Origin of the sequence: Pseudomonas sp. FP597 (genome assembly GCF_030687435.1) — a bacterium.
Lineage (GTDB): Bacteria > Pseudomonadota > Gammaproteobacteria > Pseudomonadales > Pseudomonadaceae > Aquipseudomonas > Aquipseudomonas lactucae.
Genome location: NZ_CP117432.1, coordinates 5,180,891 through 5,204,517, shown reverse-complemented (window position 1 = coordinate 5,204,517; position 23,627 = coordinate 5,180,891). Strand labels below are relative to the sequence as shown.

Annotated in this window: 21 protein-coding genes; 17 read left to right on the top strand and 4 right to left on the bottom strand. The window is 60.8% G+C overall.

The annotated features are described in order from the left end of the window. Positions 1-57 precede the first annotated feature (57 nt). The 5 genes from PSH66_RS23845 to purT all read left to right on the top strand — a co-directional run bounded on the left by PSH66_RS23845 (position 58) and on the right by purT (position 6,471). Complete coding sequence (locus PSH66_RS23845) at positions 58-2,577, top strand: CS1-pili formation C-terminal domain-containing protein (protein WP_305427744.1); 2,520 nt, start codon at positions 58-60, stop codon at positions 2,575-2,577. 23 nt (positions 2,578-2,600) lie between these two features. Continuing rightward, positions 2,601-3,344 carry a molecular chaperone gene (locus PSH66_RS23840; protein WP_305427743.1) on the top strand — a complete coding sequence of 248 codons (744 nt, stop codon included), beginning with the start codon at positions 2,601-2,603 and terminating at the stop codon, positions 3,342-3,344. Positions 3,345-3,392: 48 nt separating this feature from the next. After that, the gene (locus tag PSH66_RS23835; protein WP_305427742.1) at positions 3,393-3,869 is read left to right on the top strand and encodes a CS1 type fimbrial major subunit; all 477 of its coding nucleotides are present in this window, start codon (positions 3,393-3,395) and stop codon (positions 3,867-3,869) included. A 31-nt stretch (positions 3,870-3,900) separates the two neighbouring features. Then, complete coding sequence (locus tag PSH66_RS23830) at positions 3,901-5,193, top strand: hypothetical protein (RefSeq protein ID WP_305427741.1); 1,293 nt, start codon at positions 3,901-3,903, stop codon at positions 5,191-5,193. 96 nt (positions 5,194-5,289) lie between these two features. Further along, positions 5,290-6,471, top strand: a complete 1,182-nt coding sequence (gene purT, locus PSH66_RS23825; protein WP_305427740.1) for a formate-dependent phosphoribosylglycinamide formyltransferase — start codon at positions 5,290-5,292, stop codon at positions 6,469-6,471. Positions 6,472-6,574: 103 nt separating this feature from the next. Here purT and PSH66_RS23820 read toward each other — a convergent pair whose 3' ends face one another. The 3 genes from PSH66_RS23820 to PSH66_RS23810 all read right to left on the bottom strand — a co-directional run bounded on the left by PSH66_RS23820 (position 6,575) and on the right by PSH66_RS23810 (position 10,478). Beyond that, a complete protein-coding gene (locus PSH66_RS23820; protein WP_305427739.1) occupies positions 6,575-7,885 on the bottom strand; it encodes an MFS transporter in 1,311 nt (436 codons plus the stop codon). Between the two features lie 529 nt (positions 7,886-8,414). After that, the gene (locus PSH66_RS23815) at positions 8,415-9,653 is read right to left on the bottom strand and encodes a transporter associated domain-containing protein (protein ID WP_003175903.1); all 1,239 of its coding nucleotides are present in this window, start codon (positions 9,651-9,653) and stop codon (positions 8,415-8,417) included. Positions 9,654-9,665: 12 nt separating this feature from the next. Next, positions 9,666-10,478 (bottom strand): inner membrane protein YpjD, encoded by an 813-nt coding sequence (locus tag PSH66_RS23810; RefSeq protein ID WP_003175902.1) that lies wholly within the window; start codon positions 10,476-10,478, stop codon positions 9,666-9,668. 231 nt (positions 10,479-10,709) lie between these two features. Between PSH66_RS23810 and ffh the strand changes: the two genes are divergently transcribed. The 10 genes from ffh (at position 10,710) to PSH66_RS23760 (ending at position 19,701) form a co-directional block, all read left to right on the top strand. Further along, on the top strand, positions 10,710-12,086 hold the full coding sequence (gene ffh / locus PSH66_RS23805; RefSeq protein WP_003175900.1) for a signal recognition particle protein: 1,377 nt from the start codon (positions 10,710-10,712) through the stop codon (positions 12,084-12,086). Positions 12,087-12,337: 251 nt separating this feature from the next. After that, positions 12,338-12,589 carry a 30S ribosomal protein S16 gene (gene rpsP / locus PSH66_RS23800; protein WP_003175899.1) on the top strand — a complete coding sequence of 84 codons (252 nt, stop codon included), beginning with the start codon at positions 12,338-12,340 and terminating at the stop codon, positions 12,587-12,589. 5 nt (positions 12,590-12,594) lie between these two features. Further along, positions 12,595-13,131, top strand: a complete 537-nt coding sequence (rimM, locus tag PSH66_RS23795; protein WP_003175898.1) for a ribosome maturation factor RimM — start codon at positions 12,595-12,597, stop codon at positions 13,129-13,131. Further along, positions 13,113-13,886 carry a tRNA (guanosine(37)-N1)-methyltransferase TrmD gene (trmD, locus tag PSH66_RS23790; RefSeq protein ID WP_176156668.1) on the top strand — a complete coding sequence of 258 codons (774 nt, stop codon included), beginning with the start codon at positions 13,113-13,115 and terminating at the stop codon, positions 13,884-13,886. The genes rimM and trmD overlap by 19 nt, the downstream gene beginning before the upstream one ends. A gap of 45 nt (positions 13,887-13,931) precedes the next feature. Next, entirely contained in the window at positions 13,932-14,282 is a 351-nt protein-coding gene (rplS, locus tag PSH66_RS23785; RefSeq protein ID WP_003175895.1) for a 50S ribosomal protein L19, read from the top strand. A gap of 195 nt (positions 14,283-14,477) precedes the next feature. Next, the gene (gene xerD, locus PSH66_RS23780) at positions 14,478-15,374 is read left to right on the top strand and encodes a site-specific tyrosine recombinase XerD (protein ID WP_003175894.1); all 897 of its coding nucleotides are present in this window, start codon (positions 14,478-14,480) and stop codon (positions 15,372-15,374) included. Positions 15,375-15,516: 142 nt separating this feature from the next. Continuing rightward, entirely contained in the window at positions 15,517-16,248 is a 732-nt protein-coding gene (locus PSH66_RS23775) for a thioredoxin fold domain-containing protein (RefSeq protein WP_003175893.1), read from the top strand. Between the two features lie 129 nt (positions 16,249-16,377). Further along, positions 16,378-17,682, top strand: a complete 1,305-nt coding sequence (locus tag PSH66_RS23770) for a homoserine dehydrogenase (RefSeq protein WP_003175892.1) — start codon at positions 16,378-16,380, stop codon at positions 17,680-17,682. Positions 17,683-17,785: 103 nt separating this feature from the next. After that, on the top strand, positions 17,786-19,195 hold the full coding sequence (gene thrC / locus PSH66_RS23765) for a threonine synthase (RefSeq protein ID WP_003175891.1): 1,410 nt from the start codon (positions 17,786-17,788) through the stop codon (positions 19,193-19,195). A gap of 221 nt (positions 19,196-19,416) precedes the next feature. Next, positions 19,417-19,701, top strand: a complete 285-nt coding sequence (locus PSH66_RS23760; RefSeq protein WP_042945231.1) for a DUF3509 domain-containing protein — start codon at positions 19,417-19,419, stop codon at positions 19,699-19,701. Positions 19,702-19,869: 168 nt separating this feature from the next. On the opposite strand, the gene PSH66_RS23755 is transcribed toward PSH66_RS23760, so the two are convergent. Further along, positions 19,870-21,069, bottom strand: a complete 1,200-nt coding sequence (locus PSH66_RS23755) for a CaiB/BaiF CoA-transferase family protein (RefSeq protein WP_003175889.1) — start codon at positions 21,067-21,069, stop codon at positions 19,870-19,872. Positions 21,070-21,205: 136 nt separating this feature from the next. Here PSH66_RS23755 and PSH66_RS23750 point away from each other — a divergent pair, with 136 nt between their 5' ends. After that, positions 21,206-21,748, top strand: coding sequence for a YaeQ family protein (locus tag PSH66_RS23750; protein WP_003175888.1), 543 nt, complete (start codon positions 21,206-21,208; stop codon positions 21,746-21,748). 117 nt (positions 21,749-21,865) lie between these two features. Further along, the gene (gene recJ / locus PSH66_RS23745) at positions 21,866-23,575 is read left to right on the top strand and encodes a single-stranded-DNA-specific exonuclease RecJ (RefSeq protein ID WP_003175887.1); all 1,710 of its coding nucleotides are present in this window, start codon (positions 21,866-21,868) and stop codon (positions 23,573-23,575) included. Positions 23,576-23,627 lie beyond the last annotated feature (52 nt).

The following is a 23,627-nucleotide window of genomic DNA, read 5'->3' as shown; positions in this document are numbered from 1 at the left end:
GATCTCCTGTCAGGCGGATTCTGAATCGCTGGCCATTGTAATAAGAGTACTCCGTTCATGTTTCCGATGACTCCCGTCGCGGCGGCGCTTGCGCTCTTTATATGCGCAAGTGCGTTGGCCGCTCCTGCTCCCGATACAACAGTGCGAAGTCTTTTGGCTCAAGCGGAAGGTTTGCCCTCGGACTTTGAAGAGCATTTCTTCGACGTGCCACTGGCGGTTCGGGTGGACTTGGATGGGCAGCTTCTTGGCGAGGCGATGATTGTATTGTCTCGCGATGACCAATTGACCTTGCTGGACTTTACCGACAGCGGCGACAGCCAGTTCACCCCGGCCGAGCGTGATGTATGGGCCACTTATCTACAGCAAGGTATAACGCTCGGCGCCTGCCAGGGCCGTTGCCCACAGCAGATGCTGGCCGTGCATTACAACCTGGAAAGCTCGGTGGTATCGATCCTCACCGAAAATGCCGAACGCGACACCGAAGCCAAGCGCTATTACGACCAACCTGAAGGCGGCAGTACCGGCCTGATCATTCGCAACCAGTTGAACCTCAACGGTGGCAAGGACCAGGACCTGGGTGGGCGTTACGGCCTGGAAACCAGCAGCAGCCTGGGCAACTGGACCCAGAGCCTGAACATGCAACTGGCGCGCATGGGCGGGCCGGATGACAAGCTTTACCACGCGGTACACGAACTCTACTCACAGCGTGAACTGGCCGGCCGCTTCCTGCGCATGGGCTACTTCATGCCCAGCTCCGAAGGCTTGAGCCGCCAACCGCGCGCGTTCGGCGCCAGCCCCGACACGGCGGTGGGCGTGATGTACGGCAGCTCCGACAGCCTGGCCATCCACAGTGCCAAGCCCAGTGTCTACCCGATCTACGTCACCGCCAACCGGCAAGGTTCGGTGGAGATCTACCGCAACGGCTTGCTGATCAATACGCAGCCGGTCGAAGCCGGCTTGCGCACCCTCGACACGCGGCCGTTGCCGGGCGGTATCTACGAAGTGGAAGTGCGCCTGATCGAGGACGGGCAAATCACCTCCACCACCGAAGAGCTGGTGTACAAACCGAGCAACTGGCGTAACGCGGACGAGCGCTGGCGCTACAACCTGTTCGCCGGGCAGGAAAGCAAACTGTTGAGCAACTGGGATGAGCAGTCGTCGGGCAAGGTCGCCGCCGGCGCCGCGCTCAACTACCTGCTGCACCCGCGAGTGATTCTCGGCGTCTCGGCGCGCCAGGTGCGCGAGATGCTGCAATACGGCACCTCCATCGACTGGACCGTGGCCAATAACGTCAACGTCTTCGCCAACGTCTACAAAACCGAAGACCACGGCACCGGTCTCGACCTGCAAACCATGTACAACTACGGTTCCGGCAGCATTTTCGCCACCCACACGCGCAGTTGGCTGGACACCACCAACACCTACGAAACCTTGCCGGACGGCACGCGGGTTCGTCAGCGCAATGTGTTTATCGGCCAGACCAGCAACTCATCGCTGTCGGTCAACCATCGCCTGGACAGCAGGAACACCCTCAATGCGCGGGTTTCCCACAGCACCGGCAACACCGAAGGCGTGGCACTGGACCTGGGGTGGGCGCAGCGTACGTCGCTGTTCGGCAACGACGGCAACTGGCGTTTTTCGGTGTTTGATCGTCCCGGCAGCTACAGCAGCGGCGATGCACGCAATCGCGGGCTCGACCTGACCGTCAGCCTGGCCCTGGGCAGTGCCGGCGAGCAGCTCTCCGGCAGCGTCGGTACGCGCACCTCGCGCGATGGCGGGCGCGACAACAACGCCTCGCTCACCTATCGCAAAGACTTGCAGGGCCATGTGCTGCAAAGCGTCTCGGCCACGGCGATCACCGACACCTATGGCGTGGGCATGTCGGGGCTGGCCAACTTCAGCAGCGACCATATCAACGGCGATGCGTTTATCCAGCGCTCTTCCTACAACGGCAACCTCACCGGTGGCCTGAACCTGGACAGCACCGTGGCCTTCAGTGGCGAAAAACTGGTGATAACCAGTCAGCATCAGGGGGCCGGCGCTGGAATGATCGTCGATGTGGAATCGGACCTGGATGACATCGCCCTGCGCGCCGACGACCTGAGCGGGGGCAGCGCGCACCTGCGGGTGGGGCGCAACTTCATCCCGATCACGGCGTACAAGAACAGCACGGTGAATTTCGACTTTGAAGGCAACGACGTGCCCTCCGCGAGCATTCAGCCGGCGCGTGCCAGCTATCACCTGAACAAGGGCGGCGTGGAGTACCGCAAGATCACCGTGAGCAAGACCGTGACCGTGCTCGGCCGCCTGGTCGACGCCCAAGGCCGTCCGCTGCGCGGGCACCACGTGATCAACCACGCCAGCCGTGGCGTGAGCGAAGCGGACGGGTTCTTCTCGATGGAAATGAATGCCGGCTCGCCGACCCTCGAAGTGCGCTCCAAGAACCAGTTGTTGTGCCAGTTCCGCCTGGACCCGGACAACGCACGCCGCGAGAACGACGTGCTGATGATCGGCGACCTGCGCTGTACCCCAGACACCTTGGCCGATACGGCCACCCAGCCGGCGATCGCCGGTTAAGCATAAGTAGAGGTTGAAAAGTGATGAAACGCTGGTGGGCTGTTCTCGGTTTTTCGTTGTGCTCCAGTGCCGCCCTGGCCGGGCCGCAGATCAACGTCGGGGTGGTGTACGACTACCTGGAGGGCGATAAAAGTACCTATTTGAAACGTGTGTTCAACGGTGGCGACAGCACGGCTTTCGTCAAGGTGAACATCTTCGAGATCCTCTATGACGCCGACGGCAGCCACCGGGAAATACCGCTGCAGTCGCAGCCCGACATGGCCGCCCGCGACGGCCTGATGGCCAGCCCCGCGCGGTTGATCGTACCGGCCAACGGCGTGCAGGGCACGCGCTTGTTGTACATGGGCGAGCGTGACAAGGAGCGCTACTTCCGCGTGCGCTTCATCCCGGTGGTGCCGGAGAAGGACGATGAATTCGCCATCACCCCCGAAGAGCGCGAAGCGTACAAAAAGGACCTGTCGGCCGGGGTCAACATCCTGGCCGGCTACGGCACCGTGTTTTTCGTGCGGCCCAAGGATTCGCGCTACGACAGCGTGGTCAAGGACACGCCAAGCCACTACAGCCTGCGTAATAACGGCAACACCGTGGTGGTGATCCGTGAATTCAAGGACTGCTCGATCAAGCAGGAAAACGACTGCCAGCCCACCACCAAGCACCACGTGCTGGCGGGGCGCACCTTCAAGTTCGATAAACAGGCCGGGCGCGAATACCGCTTCGATCTGGTCGAGGGCACGCAGACCCAAAAAGTGCGTGTGGTCGGCCAATGAAAACGCTTTCGACCCCAACCCCATCGCGCCCAGGCAAGGATGGAAAACATGCTGCGTAACTCACTCATGGCCGGCCTGTTGGCAATCACCTCGGCGCTGGCCCCCGTGGCCTTGGCCGCGCGCTTTGTCGAGCAGTTCGAAGTATCGGTCACCATTCCGGCCGCCAGCTTTTTTGTGCTGCCGGTAGACCCGCAACTGCTGGCGCGTGAACAACGCCTGAACTGGAACCTGTCCACCTCGACCCTCAGCCCGCTGCGCGCCCACTTCGATGTGAAGAACATCAACGGCGGCATCAATGCGCGCCTGAGCGAGCGGGCCTATCTGTCCAACGGTCGCGACGAGATCGACCTGAACGTGGCGTTCAACAAAGTGGCGCTGTCGCTGGACAGCCAGCCAGTGGTGGACGACGCCCGGGCGGGCGGGCGGGTGATGCTGGAAATTGCCGCGGTGCAGGGGGAGGAGCGCTTCAAGGCCGGGGATTACCACGGCACCGTGCATATGATTTTTGAAGCGATGAGTCCATGAGTGGGCGCCACCCTATCTTCAGGAGATTTTAATGAGAGCAATCACGAAGCGCCGTGGTGACTGGTTCGGACGAGCGCGATGGTATGTGTATGGCCTGTTATGGGCATTCTCTCTGCCGTCGTACGGGGCGTCGGTGGAGGTGACCGCGCGTTTTCGTCCTGATGCAGCCAACCCCATGCTTAATAGGTTTGAAAACACCACGCCAAACCGGGGCACCTGTGCCGAAAACCCCGCGTATTGCAACTCGCTTGGGCTGCAGAGCTTGCTTGCACCTTTGAGCTTTCGGACCCAGGTCCCGATCCGGGCCGGGCACAGTGAGCGTGAAGGTCCGATGGTCAAGGTCCCGGCCAATTGGCGGTCGTTGAACGTGGCTCATGAGCAGACGGGGGAAAGCCGAGAGTTGAAGGTGCGTATCGCAGCGTTCGGCGCTTCCTATCGAACGCCCATCGGCATTGTCGAGATTGTGGGTGGGGGCACTTCCTGGGAGGACATTAATAAAAAACTATGGGGCGGTCGGCTGGCACGATATGCAAGGGCACCTTGTCTGTCGACATCGGTCTGGCACGCGACCTACGGCAATGGTGGATACTTCTTCTGGCAAACGCCGGTCGGAGCCGAAGCGGCTTGTCCTTTGCAATCGGCTTTCGACATTCCAGCCGGTTTTATGTTTGGTGACGGTGGCCTGAACCGATTCAACTTCGGGTATCAGATCGAAACGCCCGACCCTCTCTCCATGTCCTCGGGCATCTATACCGGCAAGATCGCCTATACGGTCGGGCCGAATATGGATTTCGACATGGGCGACTTATTGCTTCCTACCGATTCCTTGCTTGAAATCAATTTTACGCTCACCGTCGAGCACACCCTCAAGGTCGAAATCCCTCCCGGCGGAAATCGCATCCAATTGGAGCCCCAGGGCGGCTGGCAAGCCTGGCTCAACCAGGGCCGTAAACCCGCGCGCCTGTTCCGCGACCAGACCTTTAATCTCTCGGCCAGCTCACGTTTCAAGATGCAGCTCGAATGCGGCACCGGCCAGATCGGCGATACCTGCGCGGTTAAAAACGCCGCCGGCGACCAGGTGCCGTTGGACGTGCTGGTCAGCCTGCCCAACGGCATGACCAACACCGATGGCGCGGCGGTCAACCGCCTGCCGTTGCGGGTCAGCGGCACGGGCAGCGAGTTGTTTCAACCGTCCTTCTATGTCGACCGCCGGCCGGGCATCTTACACTTCGAGGTGCAACGCGAAGGCGTGGAGGAGATGCTCAAGCGCGAGGGCGAGACGTGGTCGGGCAGTGTCTCGGTGATCTGGGATTCGGAGGTCTAGGGCGTGCAGCCCGGCGCCGATCAGTGGAGTCGGCACGGCGCGTTCATGTATTATCGCGGCCTTTCTCCCCCTGATCCGCTCCCTTGAGGACTTGAGATGACCCGAATCGGAACTCCACTGTCGCCTACCGCGACCCGCGTCTTGTTGTGTGGCTGCGGCGAGCTGGGCAAGGAAGTGGTAATCGAGCTGCAGCGCCTGGGCGTTGAAGTGATTGCCGTGGATCGCTACGCCAACGCGCCGGCCATGCAGGTGGCGCATCGCAGCCATGTAATCAACATGCTCGACGGCGCCGCCCTGCGTGCGGTGATCGAGGCGGAGAAACCGCATTTCATCGTGCCGGAAATCGAAGCCATCGCCACCGCCACCCTGGTGGAGCTGGAGGCCGAAGGCTTCACGGTGATCCCGACCGCGCGCGCCACCTCGCTGACCATGAACCGCGAGGGTATCCGTCGCCTGGCCGCCGAAGAGCTGGACCTGCCGACCTCGCCGTACCACTTCGCCGATACCTTCGAAGACTACAGCAAGGCCGTGCAGGACCTGGGTTTCCCGTGCGTGGTCAAGCCGGTGATGAGTTCGTCGGGCAAGGGCCAGAGCCTGTTGCGCGGCACTGATGACGTGCAGAAAGCCTGGGATTACGCCCAGGAAGGCGGACGTGCCGGCAAGGGCCGGGTGATCATCGAAGGCTTTATCGATTTCGACTACGAAATCACCTTGTTGACCGTGCGTCACATCGGCGGCACCACCTTCTGTGCCCCGGTCGGTCACCGTCAGGAAAAAGGCGATTATCAGGAGTCCTGGCAGCCGCAGGCCATGAGCCCGGTGGCCCTGGCCGAATCCGAGCGCGTGGCCAAAGCCGTGACCGAGTCCCTGGGCGGGCGTGGTCTGTTTGGCGTCGAATTGTTCATCAAGGGCGATCAGGTGTGGTTCAGCGAAGTGTCGCCGCGCCCGCATGACACCGGTCTGGTGACCCTGATTTCCCAGGACCTGTCGCAGTTTGCCCTGCACGCGCGCGCGATCCTCGGCCTGCCGATTCCATTGATTCGCCAGTTCGGGCCTTCGGCGTCGGCGGTGATCCTGGTGGAAGGGCAGTCGACCCAGACGGCATTCGCCAACCTCGGCGCCGCACTGAGCGAGCCGGATACGGCGTTGCGTCTGTTCGGTAAACCGGAAGTGAACGGTCAGCGCCGCATGGGCGTGGCGCTGGCGCGGGATGAGTCGATTGACGCGGCTCGGGCCAAGGCGACTCGTGCTTCGCAGGCGGTTGTTGTAGAGCTCTAAAAGCATCGGGAGCAAGCCCCCTCCCACCTTTGAATGTATTCACACATCTAATTATGTGAACCCGATCAAATGTGGGAGGGGGCTTGCTCCCGATAGCGAACTATCAGGCCACGCGATTCAAGTCATTATCCCGCGTCTCTTTCAGGCACAGCACCGCAATCAAGCTGAGCAACGCCGCCGCCGACACATACCCGCCGACATAACTCAGCCCACCCATCGCCACCAGCTTGGTCGCGAAGAACGGTGCCGCCGATGCGCCGACAATCCCACCCAGGTTATACGCTGCCGAAGCCCCGGTATAACGCACGCGGGTCGGGAACAGTTCCGGCAACAGCGCGCCCATCGGGGCGAAGGTCACCCCCATCAAGAACAGCTCCAGTGCCAGGAACAGCGCCACGGCCCAGGTCGAACCGTGGGTCAGCAGCGGCTCCATGGTGAAGCCCGACAGAATGGCGAGAACCGCACCGACGATCAGCACCGGCTTGCGCCCGTAGCGATCACTGGCCAGGGCTGCCAGCGGTGTCGCCAGTCCCATGAACAACACCGCAAAACACAGCAGCGCAAGGAAGGTTTCGCGGCTATAGCCCAGGGTCGATACGCCGTAACTCAGGGAAAACGCCGTGGTGATATAGAACAGCGCATAGCACACCACCATCGACGCGGCGCCCAGCAGCACCGGCAACCAATGCTGGCTGAACAACTCCACCAATGGCACTTTCACCGGTTTTTCCTTGGCCACGGCATTGGCGAACACCGGGGTTTCGTGCAGCTTCAGGCGTGCATACAGGCCGACCATCACCAGTGCGGCGCTGAGGATGAACGGGATACGCCAGCCCCAGCTGCGGAACTGCTCGTCGTTCAGGCTCATGGCCAGGATCAGGAACAGGCCGTTGGCGGCCAGGAAGCCAATCGACGGGCCCAGTTGCGGGAACATGCCGAACCAGGCGCGCTTGCCCTTGGGGGCGTTTTCGGTGGCCAGCAGCGCGGCGCCACCCCATTCGCCGCCAAGGCCCAGGCCCTGGCCAAAGCGCAGCACACACAACAGGATCGGGGCCCAGGCCCCGATGCTGTCATAGCCGGGCAGCAAGCCGATCAGCGTGGTGCACACGCCCATCAACAGCAGCGAAGCCACCAGTGTGGATTTGCGACCGATGCGGTCCCCGAAGTGGCCGAACAACGCCGAGCCCAGCGGCCGGGCGATAAAGGCGATGCCGAAGGTCAGGAACGACGCCAGCATCTGCGCCGTGCCGGAGCTCTGTGGGAAGAACACCGGGCCGATCACCAATGCGGCGGCGGTGGCGTAGATATAAAAGTCATAGAACTCGATGGCGGTGCCGACGATGCTCGCAGTGGCAACCCGTGCGGTCGAGTTGGTCGGCGCGGCGCTCGCGGCCTCATTGTAGGTGGTGCTCATGGCGGTATCCCTGACGGTCATTGCGCGTTTGGACGCGGATTATTATTGGTCGAACACCCATGGATCAGGGTTGTGCACGGAGTGGCTCGGGATGGGAGCGAACACCGGTCAGACACGATAACGGTGCCTGGACGCGTTCAGTGCGGGTAGCACGCGGTCGGGCGGGGCTTGGGTAAGCCGCAGGGATTATAGGAAGGGGTTTGGAAATACAACAAGTGGCTTCAAACACGACAAATCCAATGAGGGAGGGGCGGTGCGACGATTCGACTTGCCCTGCTAATGCCCGTCAGTTAAGGGACAACACTGTATTTGTGGCGAGGGAGCTTGCTCCCGCTGGGGCGCGAAGCGGCCCCTCTCTTTGTTTACACAGAATGGGACTGCTGCGCAGTCCAACGGGAGCAAGCTCCCTCGCCACAGGTCACTTTTTACCCCTTCAAAGCCTTAACTGACAGGCATTAGGACTTGCCCCCGATGGCCATGGGTATCGCAGGCAAGCCCCCTCCCAAATTGGATCGGGCGCGTCAGAAGGTTATGCCGCCACCGGCACCCGGCTGGTGTGCCAGATCAGCACCTTGCTCACCCGGTTGTCCTCGGTCTCAAGGATCTCCAGGCGATAGCGGCCGATCTTCAGGCATACCGCGCAATCCGGAATGGTCTCCAGTGCTTCGGTGACCAGCCCGTTGAGGGTCTTGGGGCCGTCGCTGGGCAGGTGCCAGCCCAGGCTCTTGTTCAATTCGCGGATCGAGGCGGCGCCGTCGATGATGTAGCGTCCGTCCGGCTGGGGCTCGACGTGCGGGTTGTCGGCACCTTGTTCGCTTTCGAACTCGCCGACGATCTCTTCGAGGATGTCTTCCAGGGTGACGATGCCCAGTACCTCGCCGTACTCGTCCACCACCATGCCCAGGCGCCGCTGTTGCTTGTGGAAGTTCAGCAACTGCAGTTGCAGAGGCGTGCTTTCCGGCACGAAGTAGGGCTCGTGGCAGGCGGCGAGCAATGCGTCCTTGGTCAGGCTGGCGTCGGGCAGCAGATGCTGGACCTGCCGTGTATTGAGCACGGCCTGCACCTGGTTGATATCGCTGTGGAACACCGGCAGGCGGGTGCGCGGGGAGTTGCGCAGTTGTTCGATGATGTCTTCGATCGAGTCATCCAGGTTGATGCCGTCCACTTCGCTGCGGGGCACCAGGATGTCGTTGACCGTGATGTTGTCCAGGGCATGGATGCCGGGCATGCCGGGCGCGCGGTTTTCATCGGCGTCGGGCTCGGGTTCGTCATCGTGATCGGGTTGTGGTTCGTCGCTTTTTTTCACCACGCCCGATTTGCGTGCAAATGGGCGCAACAGCAGCAGGCTGATGCCATTGAGCAGCCAGGCCGCGGGGTAGAGGATTTTCAGCGGCACGCCCAGCAGCGCATTGCCGAAACCCAGCACCGCTTGCGGATAACGGGTGGCCAGGGCGCGGGGCAGGTAGTCGGCCAGCACCAGCAGCACCGCGCAGGAGATCAACCAGCCCAGCCAGGGGCCGTTCTGCGCCCAGGCGTAGATCGCCAGCAAGGTGCACAGAATCACCACGGCGGCGCGGCACAGGCTGTTGCACAGGATCAGGCTGTTGCGCGGAAAATTCAGGCGGGCGGCGGCCTTGTCGCCCTGGCGGGTGCCGGGGCGCAGCGCCAGCAGGTGCTGTTGGGCGGCTTCAATGGCGGTAAACAGCCCGGCCCATAACACCAGCAAGGCGATTACCGCGAGCATCGGCCCCAGGGGCAAGTTGTCCATGATTGCTGCCCGTCAGATATGCAGGATGTATTCGCGAACCAGCTTGCTGCCGAAATAGGCCAGCATCAGCAGGCAGAAACCGGCCAGCGTCCAGCGGATTGCCTTGTGCCCGCGCCAGCCGAGGCGGTTACGGCCCCACAGCAATACGCTGAAGACGATCCAGGCCAGGCACGCCAGCAAGGTTTTGTGCACCAGGTGCTGGGCGAACAGGTTCTCGACGAACAGCCAGCCGGAGATCAACGACAGCGAGAGCAGGGTCCAGCCGGCCCAGAGAAAGCTGAACAACAGGCTTTCCATGGTTTGCAGCGGCGGAAAGTTCTTGATCAGCCCCAAGGGATGCTTGTGCTTGAGCTGGTGGTCTTGCAGCAGCACCAGCAACGATTGGAACACCGCGATGGTGAACATGCCGTAGGACAGGATCGACAACAGGATGTGGGCGAGCATGCCCGGTTCCTCATCGATCACCTGCACTGTACCGGGAGGAGCGAATTGCGACAGCAGCACCGTGAGCAACCCCAGCGGGAACAGCAGGATCAGCAGGTTTTCCACCGGGATGCGCGTGCAGGCGATCAGTGTCAGAGCGATCACGGCGGCAGCGATCAGGCTGGCCGCGCTGAAGAAATCCAGGGCCAGGCCGTCCGGCGTCATCAAGTGAGTGAACAGACTCGCGGCGTGTGCCAGCAGGGCGAGGACGCCAAAACCTGCCAGCAGGCGTTTGTCGGCCTTGGCGCATTGGGCCAGGCGGGTGCCCTGGTAGAGGGTCGCAGCGGCATATAGAAGTGCGGCGGCGAGGCTGGGTAGCAAGCTGGGTGACAAAGGGAGCATAAATCCTGTTAGGCAAGCCCGAAAGGCGCTGAGTTTGGCATACCCAGGCCGTGCACGAAAGACTCCCGCACCAGACAGCGGGTGTGCATGGGCGCAGTCTTCGCTATAATCCGCGACCTGCCCACGCCGCAGGCTCGCCGAGCGCTGTTTTAATAGCGATTTGCTAGAGCCTGGGCCGCCATTACCTCGGTCTACCTGCATTTCGATGAATAGGGCCTGAAAGGATCGCGCATGTTTGAAAACTTGACTGACCGTCTCTCGCAGACGCTGCGCCACGTAACCGGCAAGGCCAAGCTGACCGAGGACAATATTAAAGACACCCTGCGTGAAGTGCGCATGGCGTTGCTGGAAGCCGACGTGGCCTTGCCCGTGGTCAAGGACTTCGTCAACTCGGTCAAGGAGCGTGCGGTCGGCACTGAAGTGTCGCGCAGCCTGACGCCGGGCCAGGCCTTCGTGAAAATCGTCCAGGCCGAACTCGAAAGCCTGATGGGCGCTGCCAACGAAGACTTGAACCTCAGCGCCGTGCCGCCGGCCGTGGTACTGATGGCCGGTCTGCAAGGCGCGGGTAAAACCACCACCGCCGGCAAGCTGGCGCGCTTCCTTAAAGAGCGCAAGAAGAAGTCCGTGATGGTGGTCTCGGCGGACGTCTACCGCCCGGCGGCTATCAAACAGTTGGAAATGCTTGCGGGCGAAGTGGGCGTGACCTTCTTCCCGTCCGACCTGAGCCAGAAGCCGGTCGACATCGCCAACGCGGCCATCAAGGAAGCCAGGCTGAAATTCATCGACGTGGTCATCGTCGATACCGCCGGTCGTCTGCACATCGACGAAGAGATGATGGGCGAGATCAAGGCGTTGCATGCCGCGATCAACCCGGTCGAGACGCTGTTCGTGGTCGATGCCATGACCGGCCAGGATGCGGCCAACACCGCCAAGGCCTTCGGTGATGCACTGCCGCTGACCGGCGTGATCCTCACCAAGGTCGACGGCGACGCCCGTGGCGGTGCCGCGCTGTCGGTGCGTGCCATCACCGGCAAGCCGATCAAGTTCATCGGCATGGGCGAGAAGAGCGAAGCGCTCGAACCGTTCCACCCCGAGCGTATCGCCTCGCGTATCCTCGGCATGGGTGACGTGCTCAGCCTGATCGAGCAGGCCGAAGCCACGCTCGACAAGGACAAGGCCGACAAGCTGGCTAAAAAGCTGAAGAAGGGCAAGGGCTTCGACCTCGAAGACTTCCGCGACCAGCTGCAACAGATGAAGAACATGGGCGGCCTCGGCGGCCTGATGGACAAGCTGCCCAACATCGGCGGTGTGAACCTGGCGCAAATGGGCAATGCCCAGGGCGCGGCAGAGAAGCAGTTCAAGCAGATGGAAGCCATCATCAACTCCATGACCCCGGCCGAGCGCCGCGACCCTGAGCTGATCAGCGGTTCGCGCAAACGTCGGATCGCCATGGGTTCCGGCACCCAGGTGCAGGACATCGGTCGCTTGATCAAGCAGCACAAGCAGATGCAGAAGATGATGAAGAAATTCTCCGCCAAGGGCGGTATGGCCAAGATGATGCGCGGCATGGGCGGTATGTTGCCCGGCGGCGGCATGCCCAAGATGTAAAGTATTCGAGCGGGAGCCTGGCTCCCGCTCCGACCCACAGGGATGTGGGATCTCCAGCAAACCCGCCGTTGGCGGGGGCTGACTCGCCGTTTTAATCGACGGCTCTATGGCAGATCTGAATGGCCCGCTGATAGGCGCCAGAAAAAGACATTTGCAAAAGTCCGGATATTCCTTAGAATATGCGGCCTTTCGGGCACCTATGCCCGCTGTGCATTTAGATTTGCAGCACCGACTACAGGAACGATGTTCACATGCTAACAATCCGTCTTGCCCTTGGCGGCTCCAAAAAGCGCCCGTTTTACCACTTGACCGTAACCGACAGCCGCAACCCGCGTGACGGTTCGCACAAGGAACAGGTTGGTTTTTTCAACCCTGTTGCTCGTGGTCAAGAAGTTCGTCTGTCCGTGAACCAAGAGCGCGTAGCCTACTGGCTGAGCGTTGGCGCACAGCCATCCGAGCGCGTTGCAAAACTGTTGAAGGACTCGGCTAAGGCCGCAGCCTGAGCAATATGAACGCGACGCCAGCGGTTGCTGATGATTTGATCGTTATCGGCAAGATTTACTCTGTTCATGGCGTTCGCGGCGAAGTGAAGGTGTATTCCTTTACTGATCCGACCGAAAACCTGTTGCAGTACAAAACCTGGACGCTCAAGCGCGAGGGTAGCGTGAAACAGGTCGAGCTGGTCAGTGGACGCGGGAGCGACAAGTTCCTGGTCGCTAAGCTCAAGGGTCTTGATGATCGTGAAGAAGCGCGTCTTCTGGCCGGTTATGAGATCTGCGTGCCGCGCAACCTGTTCCCTGAATTGACCGACGGCGAGTACTACTGGTACCAGCTGGAAGGTCTGAAGGTTATTGATCAACTCGGGCAATTGCTCGGGAAAATCGACCATCTTCTGGAAACCGGCGCCAATGATGTAATGGTGGTCAAGCCTTGCGCTGGCAGCCTGGATGATCGCGAACGCCTGTTGCCCTATACCGAGCAATGCGTGTTGGCCGTCGACCTGGCCGCGGGCGAGATGAAGGTGGAATGGGACGCGGACTTCTAAGCGTGGCTAATTTGCGCATTGAAGTGATCAGTTTGTTTCCCGAGATGTTTTCCGCCATCAGCGAGTACGGCATCACCAGTCGGGCGGTGAAACAGGGGCTGTTGCAGCTTACCTGTTGGAACCCGCGAGACTACACGACGGATCGACATCACACTGTGGACGATCGCCCATTTGGCGGTGGCCCGGGCATGGTGATGAAGATCAAGCCCCTGGAAGATGCGTTGGCTCAGGCCAAGGTCGCCGCCGGGGAGAAGGCGAAGGTTATTTACCTGTCCCCTCAAGGCCGCCAGCTGAAACAGGCTGCGGTACGCGAACTGGCGAATGAGGAAGCACTGATCCTGATTGCCGGTCGCTATGAAGGCATTGACGAGCGCTTTATTGAGGCTCATGTCGATGAAGAGTGGTCGATTGGGGACTATGTCCTGTCTGGCGGCGAGCTGCCGGCGATGGTCCTGATAGATGCGGTTACACGACTGCTGCCTGGAGCTTTAGGGCATGCGGACTCCGCGGAGGAAGATTCCTTCACGGATGGTTTGCTGGATTGCCCGCACTACACCCGACCGGAGGTGTATGCGGATCAGCGTGTTCCCGACGTATTGCTAAGTGGCAATCACGCACACATCCGGCGTTGGCGTTTACAGCAGTCCCTTGGTCGGACCTATGAACGACGCGCCGATCTTCTGGAAAGCCGCTCGCTTTCTGGAGAAGAGAAGAAGCTGCTCGAGGAATACATCCTCGCGCGGGACGATAGTTAACAACGTATCGATGGTGGGTCCATTGACTTACCTTAGGAGCACAGCATGACTAACAAAATCATCCTTGCACTCGAAGCAGAGCAGATGACCAAAGAGATCCCTACCTTTGCCCCGGGCGACACCATTGTCGTTCAGGTGAAAGTGAAGGAAGGCGACCGTTCGCGTCTGCAAGCGTTCGAAGGCGTGGTAATCGCCAAGCGTAACCGTGGTGTGAACAGTGCTTTCACTGTTCGTAAAATCTCCAACGGTGTTGGCGTAGAGCGTACTTTCCAGACCTACAGCCCGCAAATCGACAGCATGGCCGTTAAGCGTCGCGGTGACGTACGTAAAGCCAAGCTGTACTACCTGCGTGACCTGTCCGGTAAAGCAGCTCGCATCAAGGAAAAACTGGCTTAAGTCCAGCTTCCCGATGCAGAAAAAAGCAGCCTGCGGGCTGCTTTTTTGTGCCTGGAATTTGTCTGAAAGCTACCCGGCATTTGATTGTTCCCATGCAGAACGTAGGAACGATCCTATGCGGTTCGATCAAGATGTATAGATACTCATGCTGCGATAGGATCTACCGGATATCACCGTAATCAGCCTGAGCCCCCCATGCCCGCCATTGACCATCCCCTGATCGACCGCTTCCTTGACGCCCTGTGGCTGGAAAAGGGTCTTTCAGACAATACCCGCCAGGCCTACCGCAGCGACCTGGCACTTTTCAACGGCTGGCTCCAAGAGAAACACCTGGAACTGATCAACGCCGGCCGCGAGTTGATCCTTGACCACTTGGCCTGGCGCCTGGAACAGAACTACAAGCCACGCTCCACCGCGCGATTCCTCTCGGGTGTGCGTGGGTTTTATCGCTATTTGCTGCGTGAGAAACTGATCACCCTCGATCCCACCCTGCAAATCGACATGCCGCAACTCGGCAGGCCGTTACCAAAGTCCCTGTCGGAAGCCGACGTGGAGGCGTTGCTCGCCGCTCCCGACCTGAGCGAAGCCATCGGCCAACGTGACCGCGCGATGCTGGAAGTGCTGTACGCCTGCGGCCTGCGGGTGACCGAGCTGATCAGCCTGACCCTGGAGCAGGTCAACCTGCGTCAGGGCGTGCTGCGGGTGATGGGCAAGGGCAGCAAGGAGCGACTGGTGCCGATGGGGGAGGAGGCGATTGTGTGGGTCGAGCGCTATATGCGCGAGGCGCGTAGCGAATTGCTCGGCGGGCGCCCCAGCGATGTGCTGTTTCCCAGCCTGCGCGGCGAGCAGATGACCCGCCAGACGTTCTGGCACCGCATCAAGCATCAGGCCAAGGTCGCCGGGATCGGCAAGACCTTGTCACCCCACACCTTGCGCCATGCGTTCGCCACCCATCTGCTCAACCATGGCGCCGATTTGCGTGTGGTGCAAATGCTGCTCGGCCACAGCGACTTATCCACCACCCAGATCTACACCCATGTCGCGCGCGCACGTTTGCAGGATATGCACGCCAAGCACCACCCGCGAGGCTGAAAACCGCCAATTTCTACCGCCACGGGCTGCCCTGCGGCCCAACTGTGGTAGGCTTTGCCGGTTAGCAAAGGTGACGGTCCCGACCCGCGTCCATCGATCGCGATGTTCCTTCCCGTCCCTGCATCTGCCTTCAGGAGTTCCCATGCGCTTGACCCAGATTATTGCCGCCGCAGCGATTGCGTTGGTTTCCACCTTTGCCGTCGCCGATGACGCCGCCGAGCAGACCATTCGCAAGAGTCTGGCCAACCTGCAGCTCGACACGCCGATCGAGAGCATCAGCGCAAGCCCGATGGCCGGCCTGTATGAAGTCAAGCTCAAGGGCAGCCGCGTGCTGTACGCCAGTGCCGACGGCCAGTACATCGTTCAGGGTTACCTGTTCCAGTTGAAGGACGGCAAGCCGGTCAACCTGACCGAGAAGGCCGAGCGCCTGGGCGTGTCCAAGCTGATCAATGGCATCCCGGTGGCGGAAACCGTGGTTTACCCGGCTATCGGCGAGACCAAGACCCACATCACCGTGTTCACCGACACCACCTGCCCGTACTGCCACAAGCTGCACGCCGAAGTGCCGGCGCTGAACAAGCTCGGTGTGGAAGTGCGCTACGTTGCGTTCCCGCGCCAGGGCCTGGGATCACCGGGTGACGAGCAGTTGCAGGCAGTCTGGTGCTCGGCCGACAAGAAAGCGGCCATGGACAAGATGGTCGACGGCAAGGAAATCAAGGCTGCCAAGTGCGCCAACCCGGTCTCCAAGCAGTTCGCCCTGGGCCAGTCCATCGGTGTGAACGGTACGCCGGCCATCGTTTTGGCTGACGGCCAGGTGATTCCGGGCTACCAGCCGGCACCACAAGTTGCCAAACTGGCGCTGAGTGCCAAATAAACCAGCATCGTCGAACCTTTGACGATCATGGCCCGTTGATAAGTCGACGGGCCATCAATTGAAAGCCGCAGTCGTGCGGCTGTTTTCCACGGCCGACCTCGCGTCGGCCGTTTCATGGGGAGTTCTTCAGTGAAACCGGTCAAAGTAGGCATCTGTGGGTTAGGGACCGTCGGTGGCGGCACCTTCAACGTACTTCAGCGTAATGCTGAAGAAATTTCCCGCCGTGCAGGGCGTGGGATTGAAGTGGCGCAAATTGCCACGCGTTCGCCGAAGCCTCAATTCGAAACGACCGGTATTGCGATTACCAACGATGTGTTCGCCGTTGCCACCAACCCTGAAATCGATATCGTCATCGAACTGGTGGGCGGTTACACCGTGGCCCGCGAGCTGGTGCTCAAGGCCATCGAGAACGGTAAGCACGTGGTCACCGCCAACAAGGCGCTGATCGCCGTGCACGGCAACGAGATCTTCGCCAAGGCCCGTGAAAAAGGCGTGATCGTGGCGTTCGAGGCCGCCGTGGCCGGTGGGATCCCGGTGATCAAGGCGATCCGTGAAGGCCTGTCCGCCAACCGCATCAATTGGGTGGCCGGTATCATCAACGGCACCGGTAACTTTATCCTCACCGAAATGCGCGAGAAGGGCCGTACCTTCGAAGACGTACTGGCCGAAGCCCAGGCCCTGGGTTACGCCGAAGCCGACCCGACCTTCGACGTGGAAGGCATCGACGCCGCTCACAAGCTGACCATCCTGGCGTCCATCGCCTTTGGTATCCCGCTGCAGTTCGACAAGGCCTACACCGAAGGCATCACCAAGCTGACCACCGCCGACGTGAACTACGCCGAAGCCCTGGGTTACCGCATCAAGCACCTCGGTGTGGCGCGCAGCACTCCAGCCGGTATCGAGTTGCGTGTGCACCCGACGCTGATCCCGGCCGACCGCCTGATCGCCAACGTCAACGGCGTGATGAACGCCGTGATGGTCAACGGCGACGCCGCCGGTTCGACCCTGTTCTACGGCGCCGGCGCCGGCATGGAGCCGACCGCCTCGTCGGTGATCGCCGACCTGGTGGACGTGGTTCGCGCCATGACCAGCGACCCGGAAAACCGCGTACCGCACCTGGCCTTCCAGCCGGATTCGCTGTCGGCCCACCCGATCCTGCCGATCGAAGCCTGCGAGAGCGCGTACTACCTGCGCATCCAGGCCAAGGATCACCCGGGCGTGTTGGCTCAGGTGGCCAGTATCCTGTCGGAGCGCGGTATCAACATCGAGTCGATCATGCAGAAGGAAGTCGAGGAGCAAAATGGCCAGGTGCCGATGATCCTGCTGACCCACCGCGTGCTTGAGCAGCACATCAATGATGCCATCGAGGCTCTCGAAGCGCTCCAGGGCGTAGTTGGGCCGGTCGTCCGGATTCGCGTCGAACATCTCAATTAATTCAGCTGCAAGCTATTAGCTGCAAGCTGCAAGTAAAAGCCGATCAGTTTTAACTTGCCGCTTGTCACTTGAAGCTTGCAGCCCAAACCGAAGGTTTGCCCCTATGCGTTACATCAGCACCCGCGGCCAGGCACCGGCCCTGAATTTCGAAGACGTCTTGCTGGCAGGCCTTGCCACCGACGGCGGCCTGTATGTGCCGGAAAACCTGCCACGCTTCACCCAGGAAGAAATCGCCTCCTGGGCCGGCCTGCCGTACCACGAGCTGGCGTTCCGGGTGATGCGCCCGTTCGTCACCGGCAGCATTCCGGACGCCGATTTTAAAAAGATTCTGGAAGAAACGTATGGCGTGTTTTCCCACAACGCCATCGCCCCTCTGCGCCAACTGAACGGCAATGAATGGGTACTGGAGCTGTTCCACGGCCCGACCCTGGCGTTCAAGGATTTCGCCCTGCAACTGCTCGGTCGTCTGCTCGATTACGTGCTGGAAAAGCGCGGCGAGCGCGTGGTGATCATCGGCGCCACCTCCGGCGATACCGGTTCGGCGGCCATCGAAGGCTGCAAGCATTGCGAAAACGTCGACATCTTCATCCTGCACCCGCACCAGCGGGTATCGGAAGTGCAGCGTCGCCAGATGACCACCATCTTTGGTGAGAACATCCATAACATCGCCATCGAAGGCAACTTCGATGACTGCCAGGAAATGGTCAAGAACAGCTTCGCTGACCAGAGCTTCCTAAAGGGCACGCGCCTGGTGGCGGTCAACTCGATCAACTGGGCGCGGATCATGGCCCAGATCGTCTACTACTTCCACGCGTCCCTGCAGTTGGGCGGCCCGGCGCGTTCGGTGTCGTTCTCGGTGCCTACCGGCAATTTCGGCGATATTTTCGCCGGTTACCTGGCGCGCAACATGGGGCTGCCGATCAACCAGTTGATCGTCGCCACCAACCGCAACGACATCCTGCACCGCTTCATGAGCGGCAACGGTTACATCAAGGAAACCCTGCACGCGACGCTGTCACCGTCGATGGACATCATGGTCTCGTCGAACTTCGAGCGCCTGCTGTTCGACATGCACGGTCGCAACGGTGCGGCCATTGCCGAATTGATGAACAGCTTCAAGAGCGGCGGCGGTTTCAACGTCGAGCAAGAACGCTGGACCGAAACCCGCAAGCTGTTTGACTCCCTGGCTGTGGACGATGCGCAGACCTGCGAAACCATCGCCGAAGTCTATGCCCAGACCGGCGAGTTGCTCGACCCGCACACCGCCATCGGGGTGAAGGCCGCCCGCGAATGCCGTCGCAGCCTGGACATTCCGATGGTGATCCTTGGCACCGCGCACCCGGTCAAATTCCCGGAAGCGGTGGAGAAGGCTGGTGTCGGCAAGGCCCTGGAACTGCCGGCGCATCTGGCCGACCTGTTCGAGCGGCAAGAGCGTTGCACGGTATTGGCCAATGATTTGAAAGCTGTGCAGGCGTTTGTCAGCCAGCATGGCAACCGGGGTAAGCCGTTGTAAGGCGAACCGCGTATACAAAAACGCCGCTTTCCCTCCCTTGGGTCAGCGGCGTTTTTGGTTTCTGTGCCAACGTTTTTTCATTGTCATGTTGCAGGCGCATGCTGGAAACGTCATCCCCGCAACAACGAAAAAGCGAACTTTCCTACGTCATAACCAGTCACTTAGGATAGATGCTGCACCCGTTGAAACGATTGTTCCCGAACTATTGAGTGGTGATCGAGATGCAAAGTATCAGCCTATTGCTCGAAGAAGCACTGAGCCCTTATCAGGTTACGCTGACCACCGCTGGTGTGCTGGGCGAATGCCTGGTGACCGTGAAGAACCCAAGTGGCGCCATCATGGTCGAGCGCGAATTCAACCGCGCGCAATTAACCGACAAGCGCGCGTTGGTGGATGTGGTGGATTGCCTGCTGCGCGATCTGAAAATCGCGGAAGGCCGCCTGGAACCCTCGGTCATTGCAGCCTTGCGCAATGCTGCCATGACGCGTGCGCCGGTGTGCGCATGAAGAATTATTTATCCTTCGAAACTTCCTACGGCATGGCCTGTCAGATTTTTTAACAGCAAGAGCAAACATTGTGCTCCGGTGTTTGTGGCTTGTTGTACTGGTCATTGTAAGGCCACGTTTAACCCCGAAGTGTCTCCCCACGCTTCGGGGTTTCTTTTTGCCTGCGATTCAGATGGCGCCCTGTTCGCGCAGGCGTGTGATCGCGGCGGCGTCGTACCCCAGCTCATTGAGCACGATGCTGTTGTGTTCACCGAGCTGCGGCCCGACCCACTCGCAGCTGCCGGGGGTGTCCGACAGCTTTGGCACGATGCCCGGCATCTTGAAGTCCTTGCCGTCGGGCAACTGCGCCTTGAGGAACATCTCTCTGGCGAGGAACTGCGGGTCGCCGAGCATATCTTCGGCGCTGTAGATGCGGCTGGCGGGCACTTCGGCCTGGTTGAGCTGCTCCACCACCTGTTCCAGCGGCAGCGAATTCACCCAGCGATCAATCACCCCATAAAGCTCGTCACGGCGGCCGTCACGCCCGTCATTACTGGCCAGTTGCGGGTCGTTGGCCAAGTCGTCACGGCCGATGGCGCTCATGAAACGCTTGAAGATTGCATCACCATTGGCGCCGATCTGCACGTGCTTGCCGTCGGCGCTGGTGTGGATGGAGGAGGGAGTAATACCAGGCATGATGTTACCGGTGCGTTCGCGGATAAAGCCGAACACGTCGAATTCGGGAATCATGCTTTCCATCATCGCAAAGATCGCCTCGTACAGGGCCACGTCCACCACCTGGCCCAAGCCACCATTCACTTCGCGATGCCGCAGCGCCATCAGCGCACCGATCACCGCCCACAAGGCGGCTATGGAATCGCCGATGGAAATGCCGGTGCGCACCGGCGGCCGGTCCTCGAAACCGGTGATGTAGCGCAGCCCGCCCATGGATTCGCCCACGGCTCCAAACCCCGGTTGATCTTTCATCGGGCCGGTCTGGCCGAAGCCCGAGAGCCGCACCATCACCAGTTTCGGGTTCAGTGCGTGGAGGGTTTCCCAGCTCAGGCCGAGCTTCTCCAGCACGCCGGGGCGGAAGTTTTCGATGAGAATATCGGCGTCCGCCAGCAGCTCTTTGAGGATCGCCAGGCCATCCGGGTGCTTGAGGTTCAGCGTCAGTGACTTTTTGTTGCGTGCCTGTACGAACCACCACAGCGAGGTGCCTTCATACAGCTTGCGCCATTTGCGCAGCGGGTCGCCGCCGTCCGGGGATTCGACCTTGATCACCTCGGCACCGAATTCGGCACAGATACGTGAGGCGAACGGCCCGGCGATCAGGGTACCGAGTTCGATGACTTTCAGGCCGGCAAGCGGTTTGGCATTAAACGACATGGGGATCCTTCAGACGCTGGGCAGATGTGTGATGCCTTTTAACATAGGCGAACGGCCAGGGATAAGGTGGATGATTCGTTGAATCACCCCGCCATCGGTTAGACTGGCGCCTTTCCCTGTCTTTAGAAGCCCGTTCATGGCCCAGCCGTCCACGACCTACAAATTCGAACTCAACCTCACCGACCTCGACCGTTCGGTGTATGAGAGCGTTAAACAGACCATCGCCCGTCACCCTTCGGAAACCGAAGAGCGCATGACCGTGCGCCTGCTGGCCTACGCCCTCTTTTACAACGAGCAATTGGCGTTCGGGCGTGGTCTGTCGGATGTAGACGAACCCGCCCTGTGGGAAAAAAGCCTGGATGACCGTGTGTTGCACTGGATCGAAGTCGGCCAGCCCGATGCCGACCGCCTGACCTGGTGTTCGCGCCGCACCGAGCGCACCAGCCTGCTGGCGTACGGCAGCCTGCGCGTATGGGAAGGCAAAGTGGTGCCGGTGGCGACTAACCTGAAGAACGTGCACATCGCCGCCGTGCCGCAGGAAGTGCTGGAGACCCTGGCCAAGGACATGCCGCGCGTGATCAAGTGGGACGTGATGATCAGCGAAGGCACCGTCTTCGTCACTGACGACCGTGGTCAGCATGAAGTGCAATTGCAATGGCTGGTTGGCGGACGCGATTGAAAAATAAATGTGGGAGGGGCGGTGCGACGATTCGACTTGCTCCCTCCCACAGTGATTTGTGTTGTTTGAAGAATTGTCGTTTAACCGTTGTATCCGTAGAGAAGTCATCACCTCCGTATGCGTATCGATCCCCGCCCGTTGCCCGCTGTCCTGCCATTCCTTGGTGAATTGCCACCGCTGTTGACCCGTCTCTACGCCGCACGGGGGGTGCAATCCGAGGCCGAGCTGGATAAAAGCCTGGCGCGGTTGATTCCCTATCAGCAGCTCAAGGGTATCGACGCGGCGGTGGACCTGTTGGTGACGGCCCTGGAACAACGCCAGCGCATCCTGATCGTGGGTGACTTCGATGCCGATGGCGCCACTGCCAGCACCGTGGGCACCCTGGGCCTGCGTTTGCTTGGTGCGGCCCATGTCGATTACCTGGTGCCCAACCGTTTCGAATATGGCTACGGCCTGACGCCGGAAATCGTCGCGGTGGCCCTGCAGCGCGAGCCGCAATTGCTGATCACCGTGGATAACGGCATCTCCAGTGTCGAAGGTGTGGCTGCCGCGAAAGCGGCGGGGCTGAAGGTGCTGGTCACCGACCACCACTTGCCCGGTGACGAGTTGCCGGCGGCGGACGCCATCGTCAACCCGAACCAGCCTGGCTGTGAGTTTCCGAGCAAGGCCCTGGCCGGCGTGGGGGTGATTTTCTACGTGCTGATGGCATTGCGTGCGCGTTTGCGGGACCTGGGCTGGTACGCGAACACGCCGCAGCCGAACATCGGCGATCTGCTCGACCTGGTCGCCCTGGGCAGCGTTGCCGATGTGGTGCCCCTGGACGCCAACAACCGCATCCTTGTGCATCAAGGCCTGGAGCGTATTCGCGCCGGTCGTGCGCGGCCGGGGATCAAGGCGATCCTTGAGGTGGCCAAGCGCGACGCGGCGCGCATCACCTCCACCGACCTGGGGTTTATCCTCGGGCCACGGCTCAACGCGGCCGGACGCCTGGACGATATGAGCCTGGGTATCGAATGCCTGCTCACCACGGACGCCGCGGCGGCACGGGAAATGGCCGCGCAACTGGACGGCATGAACCAGGACCGTAAGTCCATCGAGCAAGGCATGCAGCGCGAGGCCCTGGCCCAGCTCAAGGACTTGCCGGTGGACTCGATGCCCTACGGCCTGTGCCTGTTCGACCCGGAGTGGCACCAGGGTGTGATCGGCATCCTGGCATCGCGCATGAAGGAGCGCTATTTCCGCCCGACCATCGCCTTCGCCGACGCCGGTGATGGCCTGCTCAAGGGCTCAGGGCGCTCTGTGCAGGGTTTTCACATCCGTGATGCCCTGGCGGTGGTTGCGAGCCAGCATCCCAACCTCATCGCCAAGTACGGCGGCCACGCCATGGCGGCGGGGTTGACGTTGCCCGAGGCAAACTTCCCTCTGTTCGCCGAGGCCTTTGATGCCGAAGTGCGTCGTCAATTGCGCGAAGAAGACCTGACCGGTCGCCTGCTGTCCGACGGCACCCTGGCGGTGGAAGAGTTTCACCTGGAACTGGCCCGCGCATTGCGGCATGCCGGCCCGTGGGGGCAGCACTTTCCCGAGCCGTTGTTTCACGGGGTATTCCAGTTGGTGGAACAGCGCGTAGTGGGGGAGCGGCACCTCAAAGTGGTGCTCAAGAGCGAATGCGGGTCGGTGAAGCTCGATGGCATTGCGTTTGGTGTGGACCGAGAGGTCTGGCCGAACCCGACCGTGCGTTGGGTGGAGTTGGCCTACAAGCTGGATGTTAACGAGTTCCGTGGGAATGAAACGGTGCAACTGATGATTGCGCACATCGAACCGCGCTAGAGTTTATGAACACCGCAAAACAACTGTGGGAGGGGGCAAGCCCCCTCCCACA